This window comes from Streptomyces sp. A18 (assembly GCF_059026065.1).
In genome coordinates, this window is sequence record NZ_JBWLKL010000032.1 from 78,041 (window position 1) to 87,332 (window position 9,292).

Genomic DNA, 9,292 nt, shown 5'->3' on the forward strand with positions numbered 1-9,292 from the left:
GTTCACTCACAACCGAAGGATCACCATGGCCGTGGTCACCCCTGCCGTCTCCTCCGCCGCCCCCGCTACTCCCGCGCTCCGTGACGCCCGCGTCCCCGCCGACGGCATGTACGAAGGCCGCCGCACTCTGCGCCGCGTGCCCGAGGGCTGGGAAGAGCGCCCGTACGACCTGATCGACGTCGTCCCGCAGGGACGCCTCATCGGCGCCGAGATCCGCGGCGTCGACCTCGCGAAGCCGCTCACCCCCGCGCTGCGCGAAGAACTCAACCGTGCCCTCCTGGAGTGGAAGGTGCTCTTCTTCCGGGGCGCCGGGATCACCTCGGAGCAGCAGCGCTCCTTCGCCCTCAACTGGGGTGAGTTGGAGACCAATCCGCTGCTCGCCCGCGGCTCGGCCGACGACGTCGTCCGGTTCGACAAGGGCGGCAGCGCCACCCCCACGTACGAGAACGTCTGGCACGCCGACGTCACCTTCCGCGAACGCCCCGCGCTCGGCGCCGTCCTGCAACTGCGCGAGGTGCCGCCGGTCGGCGGTGACACGATGTGGGCGGACATGGCGGCCGCGTACGACAACCTCCCCGACGAGGTGAAGGCACGCATCGATGGGGCCCAGGCGGTACACGACTTCATCCCCGGCTTCGTCCGCTTCTACGGCCCCGAGAAGCTGATCCCGCTCCAGGAGCAGTTCCCGCCGGTCACGCACCCCGTCGTCCGCAGGCACCCGGAGACCGGGCGGCGGATGCTCTTCGTCAACACGTCCTTCACCACGCACATCGTGGGCATGGAGCGCGCGGAGAGCGACCGGCTCCTGGGCTACCTGGTGCGGCAGGCGCAAGTCCCCGAGTACCAGGTGCGGTTCCACTGGCAGGCGGGTGACGTCGCCTTCTGGGACAACCGCTCCACCCAGCACTACGCGGTCGACGACTACGCCCCGCACCGTCGCGTGGCCGAACGCGTCGCGATCGCGGGCGACCGCCCGTACTGACCCCACCTCGGAAGGACCTGACTCCTGATGGCAGCCGCAGTTCGCTTCCCGTTGACGCCCGAGCCGATCCACGTCCCCGACGCGGTGCTCGACGACCTCAGGACGCGGCTGCGGCTGACGAGGTGGCCCGACGACACGGGCAACGAAGACGGGTACTACGGCGTGCGCCGCGGCTACCTCCAGGAGCTGGCCGAGTACTGGCTGCATGACTACGACTGGCGCAAGGCCGAAGCGGCGATCAACTCCTACGAGCACTACCGGGTGAGCGTCGACGGCGTGCCCGTGCACTTCATGCGCAGGCCCGGCGTCGGCCCCGCCCCCACCCCGCTCGTCCTCACGCACGGCTGGCCCTGGACCTTCTGGCACTGGTCCAAGGTCGTCGACCCGCTCGCCGACCCCGCCGCGTACGGCGGCGACCCGGCCGACGCGTTCGACGTCATCGTCCCCTCGCTGCCCGGCTTCGGCTTCTCGACCCCGCTGCGGGACCACCCCGACATGAACTTCTGGAAGGTCGCCGACCTCTGGCACACCTTGATGACCGACACCCTCGGCCACGAGAAGTACGCCGCCGCGGGATGTGACATCGGTGCCCTCATCGCCGGTCAGCTCGGCCACAAGTACGCCGACGAACTGCACGGCATCCACATCGGCTCCGGCCTGAAGCTCGACTTCTTCAACGGCGACCGCGGCTGGGACCTGAGCGGCGGCCGGCCGATCCCCGAGGGTCTGTCCGAGGCCGACCACCGCCAACTCCTGTCGATGGAACGGCGCTTCGCCGCTCACCTGGCGGTGCATGTCCTCGGCCCGAGCACGCTCTCCTACGGACTCAGCGACTCACCGGTCGGCCTGCTCGCCTGGATCCTGGAGCGCTGGGACAAGTGGAGCGACAACCACGGCGACGTGGAGAGCGTCTTCTCCAAGGACGATCTCCTCACCCACGCCATGATCTTCTGGGTGAACAACACCATCGGTACGTCGGTGCGTTACTACGCCAACGCCAACCGCTACCCCTGGACGCCCTCGCACGACCGCAGTCCGGTCATCGAGGCCCCCACCGGCATCACCTTCGTCGGCCACGAGAACCCGCCCGGCGTCACCACCCCTGAACAGCGGATCCAGAGCTGGCTCACCGGTGACCGGGCCGAGTGGTACCGGCACGTCAACCTCAACGCGCACGAGAGCGGCGGCCACTTCATCCCGTGGGAGATCCCCGACGGCTGGGTGAGCGATCTGCGCCGTACGTTCCGCGGCCGACGCTGAGACGCTGCCGCTCGGCTCTGCGGTGCTGATCGGCTCAACGTTCCAGCGTCCGCTGCCACTTGACCTCGCCGTCCTGCCACTCGTCGGTGGGGGCGAGGCCCGCCGCCGCGGCGACGGCGGCCGAGGCCCGGTGGTCCGGGTGGACATGGGCGATGACGCTGCGCACGGCCCGCTGCCCCGCGAGCCAGTCGACCAGACCGCGGGCCGCCTCCACCGCGATGCCCCGCCCCTGCCAGGGAGTTCCCACGACCCAGGCGATCTCGGCGACCAGCGCGCCGCTGCCGTCGTCGGCGGGGCAGACCGTCGCCTGCACCGTCCCGGCCAGGCCGCCCTCGTCGCGCAGCCGCAGCACCCAATTGCACCAGGAGACCGCCGGGTCGGGGGAGCCCGCGGTCATCCGCAGGTAGCGGGCGCGCAGTCCGCGCGCGTCGTCCGGAGAGCCGCCGATGAAGGTGTGCAGGGCAGGATCGGCGAGCACGCCGGCCATCTCGTCGGCGTGCTCGACCCGCAGGGGTACGAGGACGAGGCGGGCGGTGCCGATCTCCTGGGCTCGGACTGCGGTCATGGACAACTCCCTGCGACGCCTTACGACTTCCTGCGCCTTCCTGGGACTTTCTCAGCGGGCCAGCGCGGTGCGCATCGTTATGCCGTGCCGGGTGCGCAGCCTGCGCATCTCGTAGGCGGCGATCGCCGACACCGTCAGCGGACCGCCCAGCATGAAGACGACCCGCAGTCCGAACGGCACTTCGGCGTGCGTACCCGAGATGAGGTCCACGAGCGCCATCTCCCACACCAGCGCGATGGCGAGCAGCGGCGGCAGCAACTCGTGGACGTCGGAGGCCCGGAAGACGTGGAACGTGCAGAACACGATGCCCGCGATCGCGAAGGGCAGGATCCAGCAGAAGGCCACGATGGCGATCACATGGGCGCCGGGCACCGTGGCCTGGAACCAGTCGCGCAGCCCCTGGGTCTCCGGCGTCATCGCCACCGGGAAGGCGCCCATCGAGCCGAAGAGTCCGCCGAGGGCACCGAGCGGCCGCAGCGCCCGGCGCAGATAGATCCGCCGCAGCGGCGGCCTCGCGGCCATGATGAAGGCCAGCGTGATGAAGGGAAGCGTCGCACCGGCCACGCACAGGCTCACCCACACCTGATCGAAGCGCTCGTCGGCAAGCTCACTCGCGGAGGACACCAGGCGGTACGACAGCGCGAGCCACACCACGGCGGCGAGCCCCGCCGCGGCACGCATGCCCTGCAGCCGGCGCACGGTGTGGTCGTCGATGCGATCGGCCCGGGAGGGCAGGAAGACGTGGCGTGCCGCCCGCAGGGGATTGAGCCGGCTGAGCGCGCGGCGCAGGGCGGAAGGCGGTCGCGGCGGCATGGGCGGAGGCATGCCGGGGCGCATCCAGTACGGCTGGGGCGGGCCGGACGGTCCAGGCTGACCGGGCGGGCCGGGCGGGTACGGAGAGTAGGTCGGGTGGGGTGGTCGGCCCGGACCTGGATTCCAGGACGGACTGTTTGGCTGACCGTTCAATTTCGTACGCCCCCGAGGTGAGACTGAATGTGCGCGAGGCAGCGTAGCCGAGGAGCTGAGGGGGCGGGCAGGGCGTGTGCGTGAACGGGGGCGGGATTGTCAGTGGTGGATGCGAGGATCCCGAGCATGCATCCGCTGCGTCTCACCGACATCGAAGAAGCCGTGCGCGTCAGTTGGGGTCCTGACACGTTCCCGTCGGACTCCTCCCGGACCTGGCCTCCGGACAACCCGGCCCGCGGCCAGTGCGGCGTCACCGCACTGGTCCTCCAGGACCTGCTGGGCGGCGAGCTGATACGGGGCGAGGTGCGCGTCGCGGGCGAGTGGACCGACCACCACTGGTGGAACCGTCTGGGCATGGGCATCGAAGTCGACCTCACCCGCGAGCAGTTCACCCCGGACGAGATCGTCGGCGAGGGCGTCGTCGTCCCCCGGCCGCCAGAGATCAACCGCCTCCGCGAGGAGTACGAACTGCTGCGCGCCCGCGTCCTGGAGAAGCTGGGCAGCCCGGGGTGACGGAGGAAGGGGGTACGGATACGCAGTGGGTACCGGGGCGGCGGTCGGCTGAGCGTAGGCCATTGCTCAGCTGCCCGTCGTGTTCTGGCGGCGTCCCAGCAGGAAGGCCCGCTCGGCTGCGTTCTCGGTGTGGATGAGCGCGGCGTCGTAGGCCTGTGCTGCCTCTTCGGCGCGCCCCAGGCGGCGGAGCAGGTCGGCGCGGATGGCGTGGAAGAGGTGGTAGCCGTCGAGAGCGAGCTCGTCGACGAGGGGCAACGCCTCGGCGGGGCCCTTGACTTCGGCCACCGCCACGGCGCGGTTGAGGGCCGCGACCGGGTTCGGGGCCACGGCCAGGAGCTGGTCGTACAGCTGGAGGACCTGGCCCCAGTCCGTGGCGGCGGCGGTCGGCGCGTCGCTGTGTACGGCGTTGATCGCGGCCTGGATCTGGTAGGGTCCCGGCCGGCCTCGGCGCAAGCAGCGGCGGACCAGTTCCTGGCCCTCGGCGATCAGGGCGCGGTCCCACAGGCCGCGGTCCTGATCGCCGAGAAGGACGAGCCCGCCGTCCGCGGTGGTCCTCGCCGCCCGCCGCGACTCGGAGAGCAGCATCAGCGCGAGCAGCCCCAGGGCCTCCGGCTCGTCGGGCATCAGTTCGGTCAGGAGCCGCCCCAGGCGGATGGCCTCCGCGCAGAGGTCGTCGCGGACGAGCGCCTCCCCCGCGCTGGCCGTGTGCCCTTCGTTGAAGACGAGGTAGACGACGGCGAGGACCGCGCGGAGCCGTTCCGGCAGGTCGGCCTCGTGGGGGATCCGGTACGGGATGTGCGCGTCGCGGATCTTTCCCTTGGCCCGCACGATCCGCTGGGCCATGGTCGGCTCCGGCACCAGGAAGGCGCGGGCGATCTCGGTGGTGGTGAGGCCGCCGAGGAGACGCAGGGTGAGGGCCACCCGCGTCGCGGGGGCGAGCGCCGGATGGCAGCAGGTGAAGATCAGGCGCAGTCGGTCGTCGCGCACGGGGCCCTCCTCGGCCGGTGCCTCGTGGGCGTGCAGGAGGGCGGCCTGCGCGTGCCGGTCGTCGCGGGACGCCTCCCTGCGGAGGCGGTCGATGGCGCGGTTGCGGGCGGTGGTGATGATCCAGCCCGCCGGGCTCGGCGGCAGACCGGTGGACGGCCACCGCTGCACCGCCGTGGTGAACGCCTCCTGGACCGCCTCCTCGGCGATGTCGATGTCGCCGAAGACGCGGACCAGGACGGACACCGCGCGCCCGTACTCCTCGCGGAAGACCTGCTCGGTCGTGCCCGCCGTGACCTCGGGGGATCCCGACGTCACTGGCGGGCCCCGTGCTGCAGCGGCCTGACCTCGACGGGCAGAGTGGTGGCACGGGCCACCTTGCGTCCCCATGCGAGCGCTTCGTCCAGGTCGGCCGCCCGGATGATGGTGAACCCGCCGAGATGCTCCTTGCCTTCGACGTACGGGCCGTCCGTCGTGAGCACCTCGCTCTCCTTGAGTTGCAGCACGGTCGCCGTGCTCGGCGGGAAGAGGCCACCGGCGAAGACCCAGGCGCCCGCCTCCTTGAGTTCGGTGTTCAGCGCTTCGATGTCGCGCATGATCGGTTCGAGGATCTCTGGGGCGGGCACGCCGCCGTCGGGCTGGTAGATGCTGATCAAGTACTGGTTCATGGTCGCCACTCCTTGGTGGATCGTCCTCGTGGCCGGCCCGCAGCCGACTGCTTCTCACTGCCTATACGAACAGGGAGGGGTCGGATCGACAGGTGGTCGGCCGATCTGCACGGCGATCTCAGAAAAAAACCGGCGACCTCAGAAAGAGACGAAAGCGCCTTGGACGTCGCGCAGGGCGTCGTCCAAGGCGCGGCCGAGGCGTTCGAGGCCTCATTCCACCGGGGCTCAGAAGGCAGGTGCGGCGCTTCCCGAAAGACTCGCCCGCATCTCACAACTGTTGCCGAAGGTCTGGGACCACGCGACTCGTCTGCCCTGCCACACGCCGTCGACGGCGACCACGACGGGCTTCCACTCCTTCGTGCAGGCCATGGCGGACTCCGTGCCGACCAGCTGCGCGAACTCGCCGTTCACCGCGCGCAGTTCGGCGCAGGCGGCGGAGGCCGAGGGGTGGGTTCCCGAGGCCTTGGGCATACAGGTCAGGGTCACGGCGCGCTGCATGGTCGCGGTGTCCGCTTCTTCGCCCTGGCCGACCGCGAGGACCAGCGACGAGGGCGCGTAGAGGCCGGCGGGCGCGGCCTTGGGCTGGGCCTGTGCCGTGCCAGCGGTTCCGGACATCACGCAGGCGGCCACGACAGCGGTGGCGCCCACCGTCTTGAGGAAGAAACGCACGTCAACTCTCCTTTGATGCGGGTGTTTTCCTGGTTGCAGACGGGAGTCTTGCCGGAGCGGAGAGTGAGCACCACATGCATGGTCGATTTCCGGATGCATGTGTCCGCTGAGCGGGCGCCGGGCGAACGTTCGGGCAGCTCAGGGTGGGCGAGGGAGACGCGAAGCGGCATGCGAAGAGTGTCCAACATGTGGACCGGAAGTGATGGTGCAACCAAGAACAACTGGCTGACCTGCAACAACAGTTGATTCGCTTTTCTACCGGAATCGAGGGTCGACCGGAAAGCATCGGTGGTAAGGGCTCCCGCTGTGGCCCACCTCACCCCAACGTCCGGCCTGGGTCGAGGCCATTGCTCAATGGGTCGCGCGACGCGCTGTAGCGTCAGGGGTATGAACGATCACGCAGTGGTGGATGTGGGCGACGTACGCCTGGCCTATCGGACCTGGGGCGATTCGTACGGTGCGCCCGTCGTGCTGCTGCACGGGCTCGGCGATTCCTCCGCGACCTGGGAGCAGGTCGGGCAGGCGCTCGGCCAGGAGTGGCGCGTGTACGCGCTGGATCTGCGCGGGCACGGGGAGAGCGACTGGCCGGACGAGTACTCGGTCGAGCTGATGCGGGACGACGTGCTCGGCTTCCTCGACGAGCTCGGCCTCGACCGCGTCGGCGTCGTCGGCCACTCCATGGGCGGCGTCGTGGCGTACCTGCTCGCCGAGGACCACCCGGACCGCGTCGAGCGCCTCGTCCTGGAGGAGACGCCGCCGCCCTATCCGCGCGACTGGGTCGAAGCCCTGCGTCCCGAGGTCCTCGACTTCGACTGGCCCGTGTCCCCCGCGGTCCGCGGCCAGATCTTCGACCCCGACCCGGAGTGGGCCGAGCGGCTGGGCGAGATCGTCGCACCGACCCTGATCGTGGCGGGTGGCCCGGACAGCAGCATGCCTCAGGGGCGCATCCCCGACATGGCGTCGGCGATCCCCGACTCCCGGCTGATCACGATCCCGGTCGGGCACTCGGTGCACGAGGGGAGCCCGCAGCAGTTCGCGGAACAGGTCACCGAGTTCTTCACCAGTTGAGCCGGGCGGCCGGTCCCGTCCGAGCAGACCTCGCGGGGCCGAGCAGGGCAAGGCGGGGCGAGGCGGCTTTCGGCCACTCCGCCCCGCGTCCGCCGTGGCTTATGCGGGCCGGGGCCGCGACTCGTACAGACGCGTGTAGTAGCGCCCCTCGGCCTCCAGGCCGGTGGGGTCGTCACCCGCCTTGAGCACCTGCTCCACCGCGCTGGTCTGCTCGTTGAGATCGCTGAACAGCCGCTGCGGATAGGACCGTTCGGGATCGGTCTCGGTGGCGAGCCCGTGGGTGTCAAGGACGTCCAGGATGTCCTGGAAGGGCACTGTGCGCAGGACGAACGCGCTCACCCACACCGGTACGCGCGTCGCGTCGAGGAGCGCGCCGAACGTGGTGTGGGTGATGTAGCCGATGCCTCCGGTGACCGTGATCAGGCCGACGCGCCCTACCGCGCGGCGCAGCGCGTCGCTGGGCGGGTGACGCTCCAGGTTCTCCGCATACGCCTCGTCTAGCAGCCCCACCTCCAAGGCGTAGCGCGTCGCGTTCTCGGCCGTATCCAGGCCGATGACCGGGACCGCGTCCGACCGCCGACGCGAGGCGTAGAACTCCTTGTCGAACTCCACGAGCTCACCCCGGGTGAGGGCGGCGGTCTCCGCGCTGGTGTAGTGCGCGTAGAGGTCCGCCAGCGTGAGGTCGTGGTTGAGGAGCGCCGCGTTGATCCCGTAGGAGCAGCACAGGTCGAGGACCGTGACCGGGAGGTGGCTGCCCCGCACCGCGGACCGCTGGGCGAGCGTGCGCCGAAAGACATCCTGGGCCTGCTGCGGTATCTCGTACTGCAAGGGCGCCAGCGTATGGAAATAGGCGCGGGGGTCAGGCCGGTCGTAGATGTCGTCGAACCGGGTCTTGCCTGCCGCGGTGGTGGTTCGGGCACCGGTCATGAGGCATGCCTCCTCGTGCTGAGTGGCGGGTCTACGGTGGCGATACGTCTACCCGACCGATGGCTCAACCCGATAGACCTCCCGGCGGTAACCGGCCACGACGGCGGCCACGAGTCCTTCCCGCGGACCCGGCCCGCGCCCCGTGCACGCTGGTCAAAGGCCGGTGATCCGCTGTTGTCCGACAGTGCCTTTCGAAGCTGGTTCAGGCCCGAACGGCTGGGATCATGCCTATGCCGCCGACGGTCGTTCGGGGGTCGGGTCCGCCGCGGGGGCGGGTGGTGCGGGGGTGAGCGCCTGTGTCTGCTGAGCCTTCTCCAGGAAGCGCAGCAGCTCCACGGGGAAGGGCAGTACGAGCGTCGAGTTCTTCTCGGCGGCGACCGCCACCACCGTCTGCAGGAGCCGTAGCTGGAGGGCGGCCGGCTCGTCCGACATCTCGTGCGCGGCCTGGGCCAGCTTCTTGGAGGCCTGCAGTTCGGCGTCCGCGTTGATCACGCGGGCCCGCCGTTCGCGGTCGGCCTCCGCCTGCCGGGCCATGGAGCGCTTCATCGTCTCCGGGAGTGATACGTCCTTGATCTCGACCCGGTCGATCTGTACGCCCCATCCCATGGCAGGGGAGTCGATCATCAACTCCAGGCCCTGGTTGAGCTTCTCGCGGTTGGAGAGCAGATCGTCCAGGTCGCTCTTGCCGAT

Annotated in this window: 11 protein-coding genes; 4 read left to right on the plus strand and 7 right to left on the minus strand. The window is 70.2% G+C overall.

Annotation, left to right across the window (positions count from 1 at the left end; genetic code table 11):
• Nucleotides 1-25 precede the first annotated feature (25 nt).
• Together AC5P1C_RS33695 and AC5P1C_RS33700 are read left to right on the plus strand one after the other, a co-directional pair.
• Nucleotides 26-982 carry a TauD/TfdA dioxygenase family protein gene (locus AC5P1C_RS33695; protein WP_493869763.1) on the plus strand — a complete coding sequence of 319 codons (957 nt, stop codon included), beginning with the start codon at nucleotides 26-28 and terminating at the stop codon, nucleotides 980-982.
• A gap of 27 nt (nucleotides 983-1,009) precedes the next feature.
• Nucleotides 1,010-2,242, plus strand: coding sequence for an epoxide hydrolase family protein (locus AC5P1C_RS33700; protein WP_493869764.1), 1,233 nt, complete (start codon nucleotides 1,010-1,012; stop codon nucleotides 2,240-2,242).
• A gap of 34 nt (nucleotides 2,243-2,276) precedes the next feature.
• On the opposite strand, the gene AC5P1C_RS33705 is transcribed toward AC5P1C_RS33700, so the two are convergent.
• Entirely contained in the window at nucleotides 2,277-2,807 is a 531-nt protein-coding gene (locus AC5P1C_RS33705; RefSeq protein WP_493869765.1) for a GNAT family N-acetyltransferase, read from the minus strand.
• 51 nt (nucleotides 2,808-2,858) lie between these two features.
• Entirely contained in the window at nucleotides 2,859-3,620 is a 762-nt protein-coding gene (locus AC5P1C_RS33710; RefSeq protein ID WP_493869766.1) for a hypothetical protein, read from the minus strand.
• A 279-nt stretch (nucleotides 3,621-3,899) separates the two neighbouring features.
• Between AC5P1C_RS33710 and AC5P1C_RS33715 the strand changes: the two genes are divergently transcribed.
• On the plus strand, nucleotides 3,900-4,286 hold the full coding sequence (locus tag AC5P1C_RS33715; RefSeq protein WP_493869767.1) for a YunG family protein: 387 nt from the start codon (nucleotides 3,900-3,902) through the stop codon (nucleotides 4,284-4,286).
• 66 nt (nucleotides 4,287-4,352) lie between these two features.
• Here AC5P1C_RS33715 and AC5P1C_RS33720 read toward each other — a convergent pair whose 3' ends face one another.
• The 3 genes from AC5P1C_RS33720 to AC5P1C_RS33730 all read right to left on the minus strand — a co-directional run bounded on the left by AC5P1C_RS33720 (nucleotide 4,353) and on the right by AC5P1C_RS33730 (nucleotide 6,553).
• Nucleotides 4,353-5,588 carry an RNA polymerase sigma factor gene (locus AC5P1C_RS33720; RefSeq protein ID WP_493869768.1) on the minus strand — a complete coding sequence of 412 codons (1,236 nt, stop codon included), beginning with the start codon at nucleotides 5,586-5,588 and terminating at the stop codon, nucleotides 4,353-4,355.
• Nucleotides 5,585-5,938, minus strand: coding sequence for a YciI family protein (locus tag AC5P1C_RS33725; RefSeq protein ID WP_493869769.1), 354 nt, complete (start codon nucleotides 5,936-5,938; stop codon nucleotides 5,585-5,587). The genes AC5P1C_RS33720 and AC5P1C_RS33725 overlap by 4 nt, the downstream gene beginning before the upstream one ends.
• Before the next feature lie 225 nt (nucleotides 5,939-6,163).
• The gene (locus AC5P1C_RS33730) at nucleotides 6,164-6,553 is read right to left on the minus strand and encodes a subtilase-type protease inhibitor (protein ID WP_493869778.1); all 390 of its coding nucleotides are present in this window, start codon (nucleotides 6,551-6,553) and stop codon (nucleotides 6,164-6,166) included.
• Nucleotides 6,554-6,994: 441 nt separating this feature from the next.
• On the opposite strand from AC5P1C_RS33730, the gene AC5P1C_RS33735 reads away from it, so the two are divergent.
• On the plus strand, nucleotides 6,995-7,675 hold the full coding sequence (locus tag AC5P1C_RS33735; protein WP_493869770.1) for an alpha/beta fold hydrolase: 681 nt from the start codon (nucleotides 6,995-6,997) through the stop codon (nucleotides 7,673-7,675).
• Nucleotides 7,676-7,774: 99 nt separating this feature from the next.
• Here the strand turns inward: AC5P1C_RS33735 and AC5P1C_RS33740 are convergent, their stop codons facing one another.
• Nucleotides 7,775-8,602: a hypothetical protein gene (locus AC5P1C_RS33740; protein ID WP_493869771.1), complete on the minus strand. Its 828-nt coding sequence runs from the start codon at nucleotides 8,600-8,602 to the stop codon at nucleotides 7,775-7,777.
• A 228-nt stretch (nucleotides 8,603-8,830) separates the two neighbouring features.
• The coding region (locus tag AC5P1C_RS33745) for an SPFH domain-containing protein (protein WP_493869772.1) at nucleotides 8,831-9,292 on the minus strand (462 nt) is incomplete at its 5' end.